This is a genomic window from Zavarzinia sp. (assembly GCF_041650655.1).
In the GTDB taxonomy this organism is placed as follows: domain Bacteria; phylum Pseudomonadota; class Alphaproteobacteria; order Zavarziniales; family Zavarziniaceae; genus Zavarzinia.
The window spans coordinates 73,799-90,226 of the sequence record NZ_JBAZKR010000001.1; the positions used below are offsets into that span (position 1 = coordinate 73,799).

Sequence of the window (16,428 nt, forward strand, 5' to 3'; positions counted from 1 at the left end):
CCGGTCAGATGCGGACGAGGCGGGCGGCGTAGAAACCATCGACGCCGCCGAGCGCTTCGAGATGACACGGTAGGGTGCGGAGATCGCCGGCCGCGGTCAGGGCGTCTTCGAGCCCCGGCACTTCGGCTGCTTCGACTGGGACCCGGCGCCAGTCCGGGCTGGCGGCCAGGAAGGCGTCCACCAGGTCCGGCCCCTCGCGCGGTTCGATCGAACAGGTGCAGAAGACCAACGTTCCGCCCGGCGCCACCAGGGCGGCGGCGGCCCCCAGCAGCTTGGCCTGGACCCGGCCCAGGCTGCGGATCTCGTCGGCCGTGCGGTGCAGGGCGATGTCGGGATTGCGGCGGAGCGTGCCGGTCGCCGAACAGGGGGCGTCGAGCAGCACGAAGGGGAAGGGCTCGGCCGGTCGGTAGGCGGCGACATCGGCCGTCACCGTCTCGGCTCGCAAGTGCAGGCGCTCCAGATTCTCGCGCAGGCGATCGAGCCGGCCGCGCGCCTGGTCGACCGCGGTGACCTCGGCCCCGGCGGCGGCGAGTTGGGCCGTCTTGCCGCCCGGGGCGGCGCAGAGGTCGAGCACGCGGGCACCCGCCACGGCACCCAGCAGGCGGGCGGGCAGGGCGGCGGCGGCGTCCTGCACCCACCAGTCGCCGGTGTCGTAACCCGGCAGTTCGGTCACCTTGCCCGGCCGGGCGAGGCGGAGGCTGCCGGTCGGCAGCAGGGTGGCGCCCAGCTTCCCGGCCCAGGCGGCGGCATCGAGGCCCGGCTTCAGGGTGAGGTCGAGGGGGGCTTCACGCTGGTTGGCGGCGGCGATCCTGGCCGCCGTCTCCGGCCCGTAAGCCTTGACCCAGCCGGTCCACAGGAAATCGGGGGTCGAGCTGCGGGCGCGGTCGATCGATGCGTCGATCGCCTTCCGCTCGCGGTCGATCCGGCGCAGCACGGCATTGGCGAGGCCTTTCAGTCGGGCCAGCTTGCCGTCCACCAGTTCGACCGTGGCGCCGACCGCGGCATGGGGCGGCACCTCGAGGATCAGGAGCTGGGCGGCGCCGAGCGCCAGCACGGCGCGCAGCCGGTCCGGCAGATGGCCGTCCGGCCGGTCCAGGCAGCGCCCGACGACGGCCAGGAGATAACCCCAGGAGCGCACGCAGGCGGCGGCCAGGGCATGGGCGAAGGCGCGATCACGCGGCTCCAGCTTGGCCAGCGCCCCGGCATGGTCCAGTGCCTCGTCGAGCGGCACACCCCGCGCCACCACCGCTTCCACGAGGCCGAGGGCGGCGAAACGCGCGGCGACGCCGGCATGACCGGCATCGGCCGGCGTATCGGTCAAACTCAATTCCAGGGTCCTGCCTGACCCATCTCGACCGCCATGCGACGCAGGCGCTCGATCCGGTTTTCCATCCGCGGATGGGTGGTGAACAACCCATCCATAGCACGTCCGTGCAGCGGATTGACGATGAAGAGATGGGCCGTGGCCGGATTGGCTTCGGCGCCGCGGTTCTCGATCGCCTCGGCGCCCTGGGAGAGTTTGTTCAGGGCGGAGGCGAGCCAGAGCGGGCGGCCGCAGATCTCGGCGCCCATCCGGTCCGCCTCGTATTCGCGGCTGCGCGAGATGGCGAATTGCACCAGGGCGGCGGCGACCGGCGCCAGCAGGGCGACCAATATGCCAGCGATCGGTCCCAGCGGGTTGTTTCGCTCGTCGTTCGAGGAGCCGCCGAAGAAGAAGGCGAAATTGGCCAACATGCCGATGGCGCCGGCGATGGTCGCGGTCACCGTCATGGTCAGGGTGTCGCGGTTCCGCACATGGGCGAGCTCATGCGCCATCACGCCCGCGATCTCCTCTTCCGAGAGGAGGCGGAGCAGGCCGGTGGTCGCCGCGACCGCGGCATGGTCCGGATTGCGGCCGGTGGCGAAGGCATTGGGCTGTGCGCTGTCGACGATATAGACGCGCGGCATGGGCAGACCGGCGTTGTCGGCCAGGCGGGCGACGATGCCATGAAGGCGCGGTGCCTCGTTCGGGCCCACTTCCCGCGCGCCATACATGGAAAGCACCATGCGGTCGGCGTTCCAATAGGTGAAGGCATTCATCGCCGCAGCCACCACGAAGGCGATGACCAAGCCCTGCTGGCCGGCGATCAGCCAGCCGACAGCGAGAAACAGGCCGGTCATGGCGGCGAGAAGCAGGGCGGTACGGGCGTAACCCACGGGTGTCTCCCACAGTGGACTGGAACCGCCGGGACAGCCCGGCACGCAACAGATGTGGGATCTCCCCGCGCCGGGTCAAGCCGCGCATACGTTCGATGAAATCGAACGATTCGACAAATACAATGAGTTTTTGTGAATAGTCGGCGACTGCCAGGATCGTCCCGCAAGCAAGGAGACGATCGTGACCGTCGCAGCCGCAACGCCCGTGGGGCGCTTTTCCCTTCCCGCCCTGGTGCCGGGCCTGCTGCTGACCGGGGGGATCGCCGGGGGGGCCTTCGCCCTCCGCCAGTTGCCCGGGCTCGGCATCTTCAGCCCGATGATCCTGGCGATCGTGATCGGCATCGGCTTCCACAACCTGCTGGGCACGCCGCGCGCGGCCAAGGCCGGCATCAGTTTCGCCCTGAAGCGGGTGCTGCGCTTCGCCATCATCCTGCTCGGCCTGCAACTGACCGCGGCCCAGGTGGCGGAGGTCGGCATCGGCGGCATCGCGGTGATCGCGGCCACCCTGGCCGCCACCTTCGGCTTCACCCTCTGGCTCGGCAAAGAGCTGGGGGTCGAGCGCAAGCTGGCGGAACTGATCGCCGCCGGCACCTCGATCTGTGGCGCTTCCGCCGTCTTCGCTGCCAATACGGTGACCGAGGCGAGCGACGAGGATGCCGCCTATGCCGTCGCCTGCGTCACCATTTTCGGCACTCTCGCCATGTTCCTCTATCCGCTGGTGCCGGGCCTCCTGCACCTCTCGCCCCATGCTTACGGCCTGTGGAGCGGCGCCTCGATCCACGAGATCGCCCAGGTGGTCGCCGCCGCCTATCAGGACGGGCAGGAAGCGGGCGAATTCGGCACCATCGCCAAGCTCTCCCGCGTCGCCATGCTGGCCCCGGTCGTCCTGCTGCTCGGCCTCGCCGCGCGGCGCGGGCGGCCCGGCCATGTCAGCCGGAAGAAGGCGCCCATGCCGTGGTTCGTGCTCGGCTTCATCGCCATGGTCGGGCTGAACAGCGTCGTCACCGTGCCGGCCGAGGCCAAGTCCTGGATCGTCTCGGCGACCGCCTTCCTGCTCTCGATGGCGCTCGCCGCCATGGGGCTGGAGACCAGCGTCGCCAAGCTGCGCGCCAAGGGACCGCGGCCCCTGCTGCTCGGCTTCCTGGCCTTTCTCTTCATCGCGGGTTTCGCGCTGACGGCGGTCGAACTGACCGCCTGACCGCGCCCGGGCTCAGGCGGCGCCGGATCGGACGGCCCGCGCCGCGGTGGCGATTTCCTCCACCCGGTGCCAGTCGATGCCCTGGTGCTGTTCGAGCGCGAGCGGATAATCCCCCGGTGCCAGCAGGATCAGCGGGCGCAGGTTGCCGTCGCGGAGCACGAGTTGGCATGCGACATGCTCGGGCTTCGGATAGCCGTCGAGCCAGGAGGCCAGTTCGCCGTCGAGCGGGGGATCGCCCGCCGGGATCGGATCGTTCCAATGGTCGAGGACATGGCCGAAGTCCGCCGCGCCGACGGCGACCCAGATGCCCCAGGTCAGGCATGCGCCGCTGCCGGCGATCGGGATTTCGAGGCAGCCCCGGACATAGAAGGATTTGCGGTCGATCATGCAGAGGTCTTCGGAGAGCCTCGCCCGCGCTTCCCGCACAGCCTCAGGCAGGGCGAACCAGTCACTCGGCGCCGAGGTGCCGTAATCCAGGGGCAGGCCTTCGAAACTCCGACCGCAGCAGGCACAGGTCCAGGCCATGGCGGCCCTCCCTTCGTCTCTTTGCCGGCGAGGGTAGTGCCGAAGAAATCGGTTTTCAGCCGGCAAGTGTGTCGCAGTCCGGTATCCGGGCCTATGCTTTCGTCGAAGCTTCCGCTCTGATGGCGGCCGGAATCAGCGCCCGGCCGACATGACCCTCGAACAATTGCGCATCTTCGTCGCAGTCGCCGCCCGGGAGCATCTGACCCGGGCCGCGGCCGAACTCAACCTGACCCAGTCGGCGGTCAGTGCCGCCGTCGCGGCGCTGGAGGCGCGCCATGCCACGCGGCTGTTCAACCGGGTCGGCCGGCGCATCGAGCTGACCGCGGCCGGCCGCCTGTTCCTGGCCGAAGCGCGCGCGGTGCTGGCGCGCGCCGCCCAGGCCGAGGCGGTGCTGAACGACCTGGCCGGGCTGCAACGCGGCAGCCTCGCCGTCGCGGCCAGCCAGACGGTGGGCAATTACTGGCTGCCGGCGCTGCTGCATCGGTTTCGCCGCGCCCATCCGGCGGTCACCGTCGGCCTCTCGATCGGCAATACCGAACAGGTCGCCCGCCTGGTGCTGGAAGGGGCGGCGGAACTCGGCGTGGTCGAAGGGGCGGTCGACGAGCCGGCCCTGCTCGCCCTGCCGGTCGCGGAGGACGAATTGGTCCTGGTGGCGAGCCCGGGTCTGGCGCCGGCTGGGCCGCCGACGGCGGCGGTCTTGAAGACATTGCCCTTCGTCCTGCGCGAAGCAGGTTCGGCGACCCGCACGCTGGGCCTCGAAGCCCTGGGCCTCGCGATCGAAGACTTGCAGGTGATCCTGGAACTGCCGTCGAACGAGGCGGTCCGGGCCGCGGTCGAGGATGGCGCCGGTCTCGCCGTGCTGTCGCGCCAGGTGGTGGCCGGGGCGCTGGAGGCCGGCACTCTGGTCCGCCTCGACCGCGAGGTCGGCCGGCGGCGCTTCTATGCCCTGCATCACAAGGAACGCCGGCCCGAAGCGGCTGCCGCGGCCCTGCTCGAGCTGATGCAGGGGGCCTAGGCGCCCTTGGCCAGCGCCAGCCAGGCCCGAGCGGCGTGGGAGAGATAGCCGCCGCGCCGCCAAGCCAGGGCCATGTCCCAATCGGTATCCGGCTCGTCCAGGGCGGCCAGGTGGATGCCCGGGCGCTTTTGTTGCTCGGCGATCATGCGGGGCAGGAAGGCGACGCCGAGGCCGGCGGCGACCAGGGCGGCGATGAAATCGATCTGGCCGCTGCGCGCCGCCTCGACCGGCGTGAAGCCGCTGCGCTGGCAGGCGCCGATGATCACCGCGTTCAGGGCGAAGCCGCCCTCGAACAGGATGAAGGGCGTCTCGCGGAGCTGGGCCAGCGTCACCCTCGCGGCGCCGTTCAGGGCGTGGCCCGGCGGGATCAGGGCATAGAGCGGTTCGCGCCGCGCCGGCTGCCAGTCGAAATCGGGGCGGAGGGGCAGGAGGGTGGCGATCAGCTCGACCTCGCCCGCCATCAGCAATTCTTCGAGCCGCTTGGAGCCGTGTTCGACCAGGCGGATGGCGACGCCCGGATAGCGCTGGCGGAAACTCGCGAAGAGCGGCGCGAAGAGCACGCTGGAGCCGAGCGGCGGCAGGCCCAGGCGGAGTTCGCCGCGCCTGAGCCCGCGCAGGTCGTCGATCTCGCGCAGCATGTCGTCCCGCTCCGTCAGCAGGGTGAGGGCGCGGCGATAGACGATCTCACCCGCCGCGGTCAGCACCGGGCGGTGGCCGGCGCGGTCCAGCAGCACGACGCCCAGCTCGTCCTCGAGCTGCTTCACTGCCTTGGAGACGGTCGGCTGGGTGGCGAAGACGATCTTGGCGGCCTGGGAGAAGCCGCCCTGGCGGACCACTTCGACGAAGGCGCGGAGCGTGCGGAGTTGCATGGCTGAATTCCAGAACGGAATGAAAATCATTCCAACAATTCATTTTATCTATAGCGTTCGACGCCCAAAATGAAGGGGATCCGAAGGAACCCCGTCATGACCGCCCATCGCCTGCCTCTCCGCCTCCGTGCCCTGCTGCGGCAAAGCCGCCTGGTGCAGCTCGCCTTGATCGGCGGCTTCTGGTGGCTCGGCACGCTGGTGGCGGGTTGGTCCGGCCTGCCGGTGCCGGGCGGGGTGATCGGCATGATCGCCGTGCTCGTCCTGCTGCTGGCCAAGGGGATCCGCCCGGGTACGATCCGGCGCGGCGCCGATCTGCTGCTCGCCGACATGCTGCTGTTCTTCGTCCCCGCCGTGATGGGGCTGCTGGACCACCGCGAATTCCTCGGCCCCCTCGGCCTCGAACTGCTGGGCGCCATCTTGCTCGGCACCCTGCTGGTCATGGCCGGCACGGCCTTGGCGGTCGAGGCGGTCCAGCGTCTGCAGGTGCGCCATGAGCGCTGAATTCGCCCTGTTCTTCTGGCCGGCGGCAACCATTGCCGCCTATCTCGCCTGCCGGGCCGCCTATCGGCGCCGGGCGGCCTGGTATCTCTCGCCGCTGTTGACCGCGCCGGTGCTGCTGATCGCCCTCGCGGTCGGGCTCCATGCTTCCTACGGCGATTATCTGGCCGGCAGCCATGTCCTGATGGCCATGGTCGGGCCGCTCACCGTCGCCTTCGCCCTGCCGATCTACGACCAGCGGGCGGTGATCCGGCGGAACTGGCTGGCGCTTTCGGTCGGCGTCGGGGTCGGCAGCCTGATCGCCATCGGCTCGGGCTACGGCCTCGCCCGGCTGCTCGATTTCGCACCGGAGCTGCGCCAGAGCCTGCTGCCCCGTTCCGTCACCATGCCCTTTGCCATGAATGTTTCCGGCCATGTCGGCGGCATTCCGGAACTGACCGCGGTCTTCGTCATGATCACCGGGATCGCCGGGGCGGCGATGGGCGATGTTCTGCTGAAGCTGCTGCCGCTCCGTTCCGCCATGGCGCGGGGCGCGCTGTTCGGCATGGGCGCGCATGGCGCCGGCGTCGCCAAGGCGCGCGAGGTCGGCGCCGAGGAAGGCTCGGTCGCCGGTCTGGTCATGATCATGGCGGGCCTCGCCAATGTGGCGCTCGGCCCGCTGATCATCCACCTGTTCGCTTGAATTGGGCGGCATCGATTCAGGCTTTCGCCTGCATCGGTGCCTCCTTCAAGCCCGTTCCACCGCTTGTGCCGCGGCGTCGATCGCTTCGGCCATGGTGCGGATCGCCGCCTCGTCCGGCCGGCCGCGGCCGAGCTTCAGGCGGAGCGCCAGCTTCAGGTTCTCCATGGCGCGCAGGATCGGGGCGGGCGGGCCGTCGCCGTGGATCGCCCGGACCTCGCCCATGCGGGCGAAGAGGGCATCGACCATGCCCTTGTTGGCGGCCAGGAACGCCTGCCCGGCCGGGGTGATGGCATAGAGCTTCTTGCCCTCGGCACTTTCGGCGACCGTGGCATGGCCCAGTTCCTCGAGCAGCGTCAGGGTCGGATAGACCACGCCCGGGCTCGGGCTGTATTGGCCGCCCAGGGCTTCCTCGATCGCCTTGATCAATTCGTAGCCGTGGCGCGGCTTTTCCGCGATCAGGCCGAGCACGACGAGGCGCAGGTCGCCGTGGCCGAAGAAGCGCCGGCCGCCCCGGCCGCCACCCCCGAAGCCGCCGCCGTGGCGCCCCTCGAAATCGCCCCGGCCGAAGCCGCCGCGGGCGAAGCGCCGGCCTTCGTGCCGGCATTCCTTCATCTTGTGAAACATCATTCCTCTTTCCGACATGATTTCGTTATGTCGAAAATTAGATATATCTAAATGCAGTCGATTGCAAGGGGTCAATCGAGCACGGGCTTGCCCCGCGCCTTCTTGACCGCCGAGCGGCCGGACTTGGCTTCCAGCCGGCGCTGCTTGCTGCCCAGGGTGGGCTTGGTCGGCCGCCGCGGCTTGGGCGCCACGGTGGCGGCACGGATCAGCTCGACCAGGCGGGCGCGGGCATCGGCGCGGTTGCGTTCCTGGGTCCGGTGCTGGCGCGCGAAGAGGACGAGGACGCCGTCCTGCGTCAGGCGCCGCCCGGCGAGCTGGACCAGCCGGTGCCGCACCGGATCCGGCAGGGAGGGGGAGTTGGCGACGTCGAAGCGGAGTTCGACTGCGGTCGCCACCTTGTTCACATTCTGCCCGCCGGGGCCGGAAGCCTGGATGAAACTCTCGACGATCTCGCTCTCGTCGATCGAGAGGCGGGGGGTGACGCGGATCCGGGGCATGTCAGCGGCGCCCGACGGCCATCGGGGCCGGCTGCCACATTGTTGCCGCGCCGTCCGGGCAGCGTCCCGCACCTCGGGAGGCGGAGTCGCCGCACAAGGCTTTGCCGCCGCGGCATCGGACCTGGCCGGACGGCATTCGTCGTTCCTTCATCATTCTCTTCTCCGCCCGTGCCGGACCGGCGCGCACCGGCCGATTTCACCATTCCGGCCCCCCTTGCGGCGAGCCCGAAATCAGGACCGTCGGACAGGCGCCGGCCCATGTCCGACCCACGTATTTACCCTGTCCGCCCATTGACCGCCCATCTCTGCCCATGGTATCCCAAGAAATCCCATCCCGTGGGCGCGCCGAGCCCCCATTTGCCGCGCGGTGCGGGGTGGTGCGGGGGCGTTCGATGCTGGCGTTGTTCACGTCGACATACACCAACAAGGTGGACAAGAAGGGCCGGGTCTCCGTGCCCGCCCCCTTCCGCACGCTCGCCGCCAGCCAGGGCTTCAGCGGGATTTTCGTCTATCCGTCGCTGGACTATCCGGCGATCGACGGCTGCGGCGCCCAGTATTTCGACCGCTTGGCCGCCGCGGTGGACGAGCTGCCGCCCTTCTCGGAAGAGCGGGAAGCCTTCTCGACCGCCATTTTCGGCGCCTCGCACCAGCTCGCCTTCGACCCCGAGGGCCGCATCAGCCTGCCCGAGCCGCTGCTCAGCCACGCCGGGATTTCCGAGGCGGTGGTCTTCGTCGGCCTGGGCCAGCAGTTCCGCATCTGGGAACCCGCCGCCTTCGCCGCCATGAACGCCAAGGCGGCCGAGATCACCCGTGCCAACCGCGCCCGCCTGAACTGGCCGGGCCGCCCCACCAGCGGGGGTGCGGCATGACGGCGATGATCAATACCGAAGGCCCCCACGTCTCGGTGCTCGGCCGCGAAGTGGTCGCGGTGCTGGCGCCCCAGGCGGGCGAGCTGATCGTCGACGGCACCTTCGGCGCCGGCGGCTATTGCCGGGCCTTCCTGGAAACCCCGGCGGGTCATGTCTACGGCATAGACCGCGATCCTTCCGCGGTCGAGACCGGCCGCGCCCTCGAGGCCGAGGCGGCCGGGCGCTTCACCATGCTGGCCGGGCGTTTCGGCGACATGGAAGCCCTGCTCGCCGCCAGCGGCATCACGGCGGTCGACGGCATCGCCCTCGACCTCGGCATTTCCTCGATGCAGGTCGACCAGGCGGAGCGCGGCTTCTCCTTCCGCGAGGACGGCCCGCTCGACATGCGCATGGGCGGCGAGGGGCCGACCGCGGCCGACATCGTGAACGGCACGGCCGAGGCCGAACTGGCCGATCTCATCTATGCCTACGGCGAGGAACATGCCTCGCGCCGGATCGCGCGCGCCATCGTCGCCGCGCGGACGGACGCCCCGATCACCCGGACCAAGGCGCTGGCCGACCTGGTCGCCCGCACCATCGGCCGCGGCCAGGCCGACCGCATCCATCCCGCGACCCGCACCTTCCAGGCGCTGCGTATCGCGGTGAACGACGAATTGGGCGAACTCGACCGCGGGCTCCATGCCGCCGAACGGCTGCTGCGCCCCGGCGGGCGGCTCGCCGTCGTCTCGTTCCACAGCCTCGAGGATCGCGCCGTGAAGCGCTTCCTGACCCGACGCGCGGGGGCAGAGGGTGGCCCCTCGCGTCACGCGCCCGTCCGTGCCGGCGGACGGGCGCCCAGTTTCGAACTCCTGTTCCGCGGCACCGAAAAGCCGACGGAAGAGGAGATCCGTGTCAATCCCAGGGCCCGGTCGGCCAGGCTGCGCGCGGCCAGGCGCACAGCGGCCCCGGCCTGGGGACGAGCCGAGGAGGGGCGTCAATGAGCCGGATCCTGACAGTGGCCGCGATCGGCCTTGCGATCGGTACCGCCGCGACACTCTACCAGGTGAAGTTCCAGGTCCGCCTGCTGGAGCGCCAGGCCCGCGAGCTGCACCAGAACGTCACCCGCGAGCGCGAGGCGATCCAGGTGCTGGACGCCGAATGGGCCTATCTGAACCAGCCCGCCCGCATCCAGGACCTGGCCGAGCGCTATCTCGATCTGAAGCCGATGAAGCCGAGCCAGATCACCACGGTCGACCGCCTGCCGATGCGCCCGGTCGCCCCGGTGCCGGAAGGCGAGACGCCCGGTGCCCAGGCCCCGGCGCCCCTGCTGTCGAGTGCGACGCCGGCACCGGCGACACGGCCCGCGGCCGCCGCTTCGAAGCCCGCCACGGCCAAGCCGGCCACGGTGCCGGCGGCAGCACCCGCCCGCCGCGATCCGGCGCCGGTCGCGGCCCAGCCCGTGCGCGCCCCGGCGCCCGCGCCGGCCCGGCCGACCGCGCCCCAGCCGGTCGCCGCTCCCGCTGCCCGCCCGGCGGCGCCCGCCCCGGCGCGTGCCGTTCCCGTGGCGCCGTCGGCGCCGACCCGGAGCGCTTCGGCCCCCGCCCCGCATCGAGCCACGCCGGCACCCGAAGTGGCTTCCAGCGACGACTTGCTCGACGGCGTCGCCCGTATCTTCGCCAGCGGCGAGGCCGTCTATCCGACGGGGCGGCAATGACGGGCTACGACGATCCCCGCGACTACGGCACGCCGCCCCGGCTGCCGCCGGTCCATATCCCGGAGGGGGCGCCGGTTTTCGTCGGCCGCCGGCCGCGCGAGACCGTGCTGCTGGACGGCCAGACCAAGCAGGCGATCGAGACCGGCCGCAGCCGGCTGACCATGCTCGGCATTTTCTTCGCCGGCTGCTTCACCCTGTTGGCCGGCCGCCTGGTCGATATTTCCGTGCTGCGCCAGCCCGACGACGCCCGCGGCACCGGCACGACCGAGGCGGTCGCCGAACGGGCGGCGATCACCGACCGCAACGGCGTCGTGCTGGCGACCAACCTGACCACCGCCTCGCTCTATGCCGACACGACGAAGCTGATCGACATCGACGAGGCGGTCTCCAAGCTGATCCGCGTGCTGCCCGACCTTTCGCGCGTCGAACTCGACGCCAAGCTCCGTTCGGGCAAGAGCTTCGTCTGGCTGAAGCGCAACCTGACGCCGCGCCAGGAATACGAGGTGAACAGCCTCGGCCTGCCCGGCCTCGCCTTCCAGCGCGAGGAGCGCCGGGTCTATCCCTTCGGCCGCCTGGCCGCCCATGTGCTCGGCTTCGTCGACATCGACAGCAAGGGCATCTCCGGGGTCGAGGCCCGTTTCGACGAGGAATTGCGCGATCCCGCCCGCGCCGCCCAGCCCCTGAAGCTGACCCTCGACATCCGGGTGCAGCACGCCGTGACCGACGAGCTGTCGCGCGCGATCGAGACTTTCCACGCCATCGGCGGTGCCGCCATCGTGCAGGACGTGCGCACGGGCGAAGTGATCGCCATGGTCTCGATGCCCGATTTCGACCCCAACAACCCGCGCGAGGCGACGCCCGAGAACCGCTTCAACCGGGCGACGCTGGGCACCTACGAAATGGGCTCGACCTTCAAGACCTTCAACACGGCGATGGCGCTGGACAGCGGCGTCGCCAAGCTGGGGTCGAGCTATGACGCCACCCACCCGATCAAGATCGCCCGCTTCACAATCAAGGACGACCATCCCCAGGCCCGCTGGCTCTCGGTGCCGGAGATCCTGATCTATTCCTCGAATATCGGCTCGGCCAAGATGGCGCTCGACTGCGGCGTCGACCGCCAGCGCGAATTCATGACCCGCATGGGCATGACCCGCCGAGTCTCGATCGAGCTGCCCGAGGCGGGCACGCCCCAGGTGCCCAATCCCTGGCGCGAAATCAATACGATGACCATCGCCTTCGGCCACGGCATGGCGGTGACGCCGCTGCATCTCGCGACCGGCGTCGCGGCTCTGGTCAACGGCGGCATCTATTTCCAGCCCACCCTGCTGCTGCCCGACCCGGCCCATCCGCCGGCCGGCGAGCGGGTGGTCTCGTCCCAGACCTCGGCCTCGATGCGCAAGCTGATGCGCCTCGTCGTCACCATAGGCACGGGCAAGAAGGCCGATGTGCCCGGCTATTGGATCGGCGGCAAGACCGGCACCGCCGAAAAGGCGGAAGGCGGCGGCTATGCCCGCAAGGCCCTGCTGTCCTCCTTCGTCTCGGCCTTCCCGATGACCGAGCCGCGCTATGCCGTGCTGGTCATGATCGACGAACCCAAGGGCACCAAGGAGACCTACGGCTTTGCCACCGGCGGCTGGACGGCGGCGCCCACCGTCGGCCGCATCGTCGAGCGGATCGCCCCTCTGCTGGGTGTCATGCCGACCGAAGGCCCGGACCCGGCGACCGCCGGTGGCGTGCTGATCGCCAAGGCGAGCGGCGAGGATTGAGGCCGGAGCCATGGCAGCGCACGAACTGGCCGACCTGATCCCCGAAGACGGCGTCGCCGCGCCGCTGGCCGCTACGGTGATCACCGCCGTGACCGCGGACAGCCGCAAGGTGGTGCCCGGGGCCCTGTTCTTCGCCCTCTCGGGCAGCCGGGACGACGGCCGGCGCTATATCGCCGATGCCGTGGCCAAGGGAGCGGCTGCCGTCGTCGTCCAGGCGGGCGAGACGGTGGAGGAGGCGCCGGTGCCGGTGATCGCGGTCCGCGACGCCCGCCGGGCGCTCGCGCTCGCCGCGGCGCGCTTCCATGCCGGTCAGCCGGCCACCGTCGTCGCAGTGACCGGGACCAACGGCAAGACCTCGATCGCCAGTTTCACCCGCCAGATCTGGGCCGGTCTCGGCCTGTCCGCCGCCGCCATCGGTACCCTCGGCGTCACCACTGATGAAGGCGATACGCCGCTCGGCGCCACCACGCCCGATCCCGTGGTGCTGCATCAGGTGCTGAGCGGGCTCGCCGCCCGCGGCATCGATCATGCCGCGATGGAAGCCTCCAGCCATGGCCTCGACCAGCGCCGGCTGGACGGTGTCCGCCTGACCGCCGGTGCCTTCACCAATCTGACCCGCGACCATCTCGACTATCACCCGGATTTCGCCGCTTATCTCGCGGCCAAGCGGCGCCTGTTCGACACTTTGCTGCCCAAGGGCGCGCCCGCCGTCGTGGTGCGCGGCGGCGAGCCGGCCGAGGCGATCCTGAAGGCGGCGCGAGAGGCCGGCCTGAAGCCCGTCACCGTGGGCGGCGAGGGGGCGGACATCGCCCTGCTGCGCCGCCGACCGACCGCTGCGGGCCAGGCCCTGACGCTCTCCCTCTTCGGCGCGGCGCATCAGGTCGAACTGCCGCTGGCGGGTGATTTCCAGGCATCCAACGCCCTGGTGGCGCTCGGCCTGGCGGTCGCCACGGGAACCGCGGCGGGCGCCGCCGTCGCCCAGCTCGGCCAGCTCCGGGGTGTGCCGGGGCGGCTCGAACTCGCCGGGATCCATCCGTCCGGCGCGCCGGTCTTCGTCGACTATGCCCATACGCCGGATGCGCTGGCCCGCGTGCTGGCGGCGCTGCGCCCCCATGTCGAGCGGCGCCTGGTGGTGGTCTTCGGCTGCGGCGGCGACCGTGATCCCGGCAAGCGGCCCGAGATGGGGCGCATCGCGACCGAGACGGCCGACCGGGTGATCGTCACCGACGACAATCCGCGCAGCGAGGAACCCAAGGCGATCCGTGCCCAGATCCTGGCGGCGGCCCCCCGGGCGATCGAGATCGGCGACCGTGCAGCGGCGATCGCCGCCGCCCTGTCCGATCTTGCAGCGGGCGACGTCGTCGTGGTGGCCGGCAAGGGCCACGAACAGGGCCAGATCGTGAAGGGCGAAACCCGTCCCTTCGACGATCGCGCCATGGTGCGCAGCGTGCTCCGCGTCATCAAGGGAGGCGCCGCATGACCGCGCTCTGGACGGCCGCCGAAATCGCCGCCGCGACCGGCGGCAGTGCCACCCGCGACTTCGCCGTGACCGGCGTCGTCTTCGATTCCCGCAAGGTCGAGCCGGGCGATCTCTTCGTCGCCCTGCCCGGCAGCCAGGTGGACGGCCACGCCTTCGTTGCCAAGGCGCTGGCGGCAGGGGCTGCCGGCGCCCTGGTCGCCCAGGTGCCGGAAGGCGTCAGCGAAGCCGACCCGCTGGTCATCGTGCCGGAGACCATGGCCGGGCTAGAGGATCTGGCGCGGGCGGCGCGCGGCCGGGTCGACGCCGCGGTGATCGGCGTCACCGGCTCGGTCGGCAAGACCGGCACCAAGGAGGCGCTCAAGGTGGCGCTGGGCGCCAGCGGGCCGACCCATGCCTCGGTCGGCAGCTTCAACAACCATGTCGGCGTGCCGCTGAGCCTGGCGCGGATGCCGGCCGACACGCGCTACGGCGTGTTCGAGATGGGCATGAACCATCCGGGCGAGCTGACGCCGTTGTCGCGCCTGGTACGGCCTCATATCGCGGTGATCACCACGGTCGAGCCGGCCCATATGGAATTCTTCCCCTCGATCGAGGCGATCGCCGACGCCAAGGCGGAGATTTTCGCCGGCGTGCCGGCGGGCGGCGCCGCCATCCTGAACCGCGACAACGGCCAGTTCGAGCGGCTGGCGGCGGCGGCCAAGGCGCGCGGCATCCATGTCGCCAGCTTCGGCACCGCGGAGGGCTGCCACGTCCGCCTGCTCGACGTCGCCCTGAAGCCCGATATGACGCTGGTCGACGCCATGATCGGCAGCCGCCACATGACCTATAAGATCGGCGCCCCGGGCCGGCACTGGGCGATGAATTCGCTCGCCGTCATGGCCGCGGTCGAGCTGGCGGGTGCCGACATCAGCCTGGGCGCCCTGGCGCTGGCCGAACTCTCGGCCCCGGCGGGACGCGGCCTGCGCCACGAAATCCCGCTCGAAGGCGGCTCCTTCACCCTGGTCGACGAGAGCTACAACGCCAGCCCCGCCTCGATGCGGGCGGCCTTCGCCAATCTGGCGGTGGCCCAGCCGGGCCCCCGCGGCCGGCGCATCGCCGTCCTCGGCGACATGCGCGAACTGGGGACGGAGGCCGATGCCCTGCACGCAGGGCTCGCCGGTCCCCTGGTCGCCTCCGGCGTCGACCTGGTCTTTACCTGCGGCCGCCATATGCAGGCGCTCCACGACGCCCTGCCGGCCCGGATCCAAGGCTGTCACAAATCCGACTCGAAGGCTTTGGCGCCGATCGTGCGCGATGCCGTTCGTCAAGGAGATGTTGTGGTGGTGAAGGGATCTTTGGGCAGTTATATGGCCGTGATCATCGATACACTACTACTGCTTGATTCGGCTGATTCGTCCCGCTGAGGGGCGAACGGCATTCAGGAAGCGTCATGCTCTTCAATCTCTTGGCCCCGCTGGCCGACGAGTTCGGCTTTTTCAATCTGTTCCGGTACCTGACCTTCAGGACCGGCGGGGCGCTGCTGACTGCGCTTCTGGTCGCCTTCGTGCTGGGCCCGCGCCTGATCGACTGGCTGAAGCTCAAACAGAAGAAGGGCCAGCCGATCCGCAGCGACGGACCGAAGACCCATCTCTCCAAGGCCGGCACGCCGACCATGGGCGGCTTCCTCATTCTGGCCGGCCTCCTGGTCTCGGTCCTGCTCTGGGCCGATCTCACCTCGGGCTATGTCTGGGCGGTCACCGTGGTCACGCTGGGCTTCGGCCTGATCGGCTTCGCCGACGACTATCTCAAGGTCACCAAGGTCAATCCCAAGGGCGTGCCGGGCAAGCTGAAGCTCCTGCTCGAAGTCGTGGTCGGCACCGGGGCGGTGATCTGGATCGTGGCGATCACGACGCCCGAACATTCGACGGCGCTGGCCATTCCCTTCTTCAAGAACCTCCTGGTCCAACTCGGCTGGTTCTTCGTGCCGGTCGCAGTCTTCGTCATCGTCGGCGCCGGCAATGCGGTCAACCTGACCGACGGGCTCGACGGCCTCGCCATCGTGCCGGTGATGATCGCGGCGGGCGCCTTCGCCATCATCGCCTATCTGGTCGGCAACTTCCGCTTCGCCGACTATCTGCAGATCCACCATGTGGCCGGGGCTGGCGAACTGGCGGTGTTCTGCGGTGCCCTGGTCGGCGCCGGGCTCGGCTTCCTCTGGTACAACGCGCCGCCGGCCATGGTGTTCATGGGCGACACCGGCTCCTTGGCGCTGGGAGGAGCCCTCGGTGCCATCGCCGTCGCGGTCAAGCACGAGCTGGTGCTGGCCATCATCGGCGGCCTCTTCGTGCTCGAAACCGTGTCTGTCGTGGTCCAGGTGATCTCCTTCAAGACGACGGGCAAGCGGGTCTTCCGCATGGCGCCGCTGCACCATCACTTCGAACAGAAGGGCTGGTCGGAGCCGACGGTAGTGATCCGCTTCTGGATCATCGCCGTGGTGCTGGCGCTGGTCGGCCTTTCCACCCTGAAGCTGAGGTGAG

At 70.2% G+C, this 16,428-nt stretch carries 17 protein-coding genes; 11 read left to right on the plus strand and 6 right to left on the minus strand.

Annotation, left to right across the window (positions count from 1 at the left end; translation table 11 throughout):
• Positions 1–4: 4 nt before the first annotated feature.
• Positions 5–1,327, minus strand: coding sequence for an RsmB/NOP family class I SAM-dependent RNA methyltransferase (locus tag WC493_RS00370; RefSeq protein WP_373061333.1), 1,323 nt, complete (start codon positions 1,325–1,327; stop codon positions 5–7).
• The gene (gene htpX / locus WC493_RS00375; protein ID WP_373061335.1) at positions 1,324–2,196 is read right to left on the minus strand and encodes a zinc metalloprotease HtpX; all 873 of its coding nucleotides are present in this window, start codon (positions 2,194–2,196) and stop codon (positions 1,324–1,326) included. The genes WC493_RS00370 and htpX overlap by 4 nt, the downstream gene beginning before the upstream one ends.
• 181 nt (positions 2,197–2,377) lie before the next feature.
• Between htpX and WC493_RS00380 the strand changes: the two genes are divergently transcribed.
• Complete coding sequence (locus tag WC493_RS00380) at positions 2,378–3,394, plus strand: YeiH family protein (protein ID WP_373061337.1); 1,017 nt, start codon at positions 2,378–2,380, stop codon at positions 3,392–3,394.
• A 12-nt stretch (positions 3,395–3,406) separates the two neighbouring features.
• Here WC493_RS00380 and WC493_RS00385 read toward each other — a convergent pair whose 3' ends face one another.
• A complete protein-coding gene (locus tag WC493_RS00385) occupies positions 3,407–3,919 on the minus strand; it encodes a DUF2199 domain-containing protein (protein WP_373061340.1) in 513 nt (170 codons plus the stop codon).
• A gap of 148 nt (positions 3,920–4,067) precedes the next feature.
• On the opposite strand from WC493_RS00385, the gene WC493_RS00390 reads away from it, so the two are divergent.
• On the plus strand, positions 4,068–4,934 hold the full coding sequence (locus WC493_RS00390) for a LysR substrate-binding domain-containing protein (RefSeq protein ID WP_373061342.1): 867 nt from the start codon (positions 4,068–4,070) through the stop codon (positions 4,932–4,934).
• On the opposite strand, the gene WC493_RS00395 is transcribed toward WC493_RS00390, so the two are convergent.
• Positions 4,931–5,803 (minus strand): LysR family transcriptional regulator, encoded by an 873-nt coding sequence (locus tag WC493_RS00395; RefSeq protein ID WP_373061344.1) that lies wholly within the window; start codon positions 5,801–5,803, stop codon positions 4,931–4,933. The genes WC493_RS00390 and WC493_RS00395 overlap by 4 nt on opposite strands.
• A gap of 96 nt (positions 5,804–5,899) precedes the next feature.
• Between WC493_RS00395 and WC493_RS00400 the strand changes: the two genes are divergently transcribed.
• Both WC493_RS00400 and WC493_RS00405 read left to right on the plus strand, forming a co-directional pair.
• On the plus strand, positions 5,900–6,304 hold the full coding sequence (locus tag WC493_RS00400; protein ID WP_373061346.1) for a CidA/LrgA family protein: 405 nt from the start codon (positions 5,900–5,902) through the stop codon (positions 6,302–6,304).
• Entirely contained in the window at positions 6,294–6,983 is a 690-nt protein-coding gene (locus WC493_RS00405; protein WP_373061348.1) for an LrgB family protein, read from the plus strand. Before WC493_RS00400 ends, WC493_RS00405 begins: the two co-directional genes overlap by 11 nt.
• A 45-nt stretch (positions 6,984–7,028) precedes the next feature.
• Here the strand turns inward: WC493_RS00405 and WC493_RS00410 are convergent, their stop codons facing one another.
• Both WC493_RS00410 and arfB read right to left on the minus strand, forming a co-directional pair.
• Entirely contained in the window at positions 7,029–7,610 is a 582-nt protein-coding gene (locus WC493_RS00410) for a PadR family transcriptional regulator (protein WP_373061350.1), read from the minus strand.
• A gap of 68 nt (positions 7,611–7,678) precedes the next feature.
• A complete protein-coding gene (gene arfB / locus WC493_RS00415) occupies positions 7,679–8,104 on the minus strand; it encodes an alternative ribosome rescue aminoacyl-tRNA hydrolase ArfB (protein WP_373061352.1) in 426 nt (141 codons plus the stop codon).
• Positions 8,105–8,496: 392 nt separating this feature from the next.
• Between arfB and WC493_RS00420 the strand changes: the two genes are divergently transcribed.
• The 7 genes from WC493_RS00420 to mraY are packed head-to-tail and all read left to right on the plus strand — an operon-like array spanning position 8,497 to position 16,427.
• Entirely contained in the window at positions 8,497–8,973 is a 477-nt protein-coding gene (locus WC493_RS00420; protein ID WP_373061354.1) for a division/cell wall cluster transcriptional repressor MraZ, read from the plus strand.
• 8 nt (positions 8,974–8,981) lie between these two features.
• A complete protein-coding gene (rsmH, locus tag WC493_RS00425; protein WP_373061384.1) occupies positions 8,982–9,953 on the plus strand; it encodes a 16S rRNA (cytosine(1402)-N(4))-methyltransferase RsmH in 972 nt (323 codons plus the stop codon).
• Positions 9,950–10,666, plus strand: a complete 717-nt coding sequence (locus WC493_RS00430) for a hypothetical protein (RefSeq protein ID WP_373061356.1) — start codon at positions 9,950–9,952, stop codon at positions 10,664–10,666. Before rsmH ends, WC493_RS00430 begins: the two co-directional genes overlap by 4 nt.
• A complete protein-coding gene (locus WC493_RS00435; RefSeq protein WP_373061358.1) occupies positions 10,663–12,432 on the plus strand; it encodes a peptidoglycan D,D-transpeptidase FtsI family protein in 1,770 nt (589 codons plus the stop codon). The genes WC493_RS00430 and WC493_RS00435 overlap by 4 nt, the downstream gene beginning before the upstream one ends.
• Before the next feature lie 10 nt (positions 12,433–12,442).
• On the plus strand, positions 12,443–13,912 hold the full coding sequence (locus WC493_RS00440; protein ID WP_373061360.1) for a UDP-N-acetylmuramoyl-L-alanyl-D-glutamate--2,6-diaminopimelate ligase: 1,470 nt from the start codon (positions 12,443–12,445) through the stop codon (positions 13,910–13,912).
• Positions 13,909–15,315, plus strand: coding sequence for a UDP-N-acetylmuramoylalanyl-D-glutamyl-2,6-diaminopimelate--D-alanyl-D-alanine ligase (locus WC493_RS00445; RefSeq protein ID WP_373061362.1), 1,407 nt, complete (start codon positions 13,909–13,911; stop codon positions 15,313–15,315). The genes WC493_RS00440 and WC493_RS00445 overlap by 4 nt, the downstream gene beginning before the upstream one ends.
• 26 nt (positions 15,316–15,341) lie before the next feature.
• Positions 15,342–16,427 (plus strand): phospho-N-acetylmuramoyl-pentapeptide-transferase, encoded by a 1,086-nt coding sequence (gene mraY / locus WC493_RS00450; protein WP_373061364.1) that lies wholly within the window; start codon positions 15,342–15,344, stop codon positions 16,425–16,427.
• Position 16,428: the final 1 nt, after the last annotated feature.

Excerpts from the sequence above, each read along its gene's own strand:
- WC493_RS00405 (WP_373061348.1), top strand. The coding sequence starts at position 6,294 with ATGAGCGCTGAATTCGCCCTGTTCTTCTGGCCGGCGGCAACCATTGCC.
- mraY (WP_373061364.1), top strand. The coding sequence starts at position 15,342 with ATGCTCTTCAATCTCTTGGCCCCGCTGGCCGACGAGTTCGGCTTTTTC.
- WC493_RS00430 (WP_373061356.1), top strand. The coding sequence starts at position 9,950 with ATGAGCCGGATCCTGACAGTGGCCGCGATCGGCCTTGCGATCGGTACC.
- WC493_RS00410 (WP_373061350.1), bottom strand. The coding sequence starts at position 7,610 with ATGATGTTTCACAAGATGAAGGAATGCCGGCACGAAGGCCGGCGCTTC.
- WC493_RS00420 (WP_373061354.1), top strand. The coding sequence starts at position 8,497 with ATGCTGGCGTTGTTCACGTCGACATACACCAACAAGGTGGACAAGAAG.
- WC493_RS00390 (WP_373061342.1), top strand. The coding sequence starts at position 4,068 with ATGACCCTCGAACAATTGCGCATCTTCGTCGCAGTCGCCGCCCGGGAG.
- WC493_RS00435 (WP_373061358.1), top strand. The coding sequence starts at position 10,663 with ATGACGGGCTACGACGATCCCCGCGACTACGGCACGCCGCCCCGGCTG.
- WC493_RS00400 (WP_373061346.1), top strand. The coding sequence starts at position 5,900 with ATGACCGCCCATCGCCTGCCTCTCCGCCTCCGTGCCCTGCTGCGGCAA.
- WC493_RS00445 (WP_373061362.1), top strand. The coding sequence starts at position 13,909 with ATGACCGCGCTCTGGACGGCCGCCGAAATCGCCGCCGCGACCGGCGGC.
- WC493_RS00385 (WP_373061340.1), bottom strand. The coding sequence starts at position 3,919 with ATGGCCTGGACCTGTGCCTGCTGCGGTCGGAGTTTCGAAGGCCTGCCC.
- arfB (WP_373061352.1), bottom strand. The coding sequence starts at position 8,104 with ATGCCCCGGATCCGCGTCACCCCCCGCCTCTCGATCGACGAGAGCGAG.
- WC493_RS00395 (WP_373061344.1), bottom strand. The coding sequence starts at position 5,803 with ATGCAACTCCGCACGCTCCGCGCCTTCGTCGAAGTGGTCCGCCAGGGC.
- WC493_RS00440 (WP_373061360.1), top strand. The coding sequence starts at position 12,443 with ATGGCAGCGCACGAACTGGCCGACCTGATCCCCGAAGACGGCGTCGCC.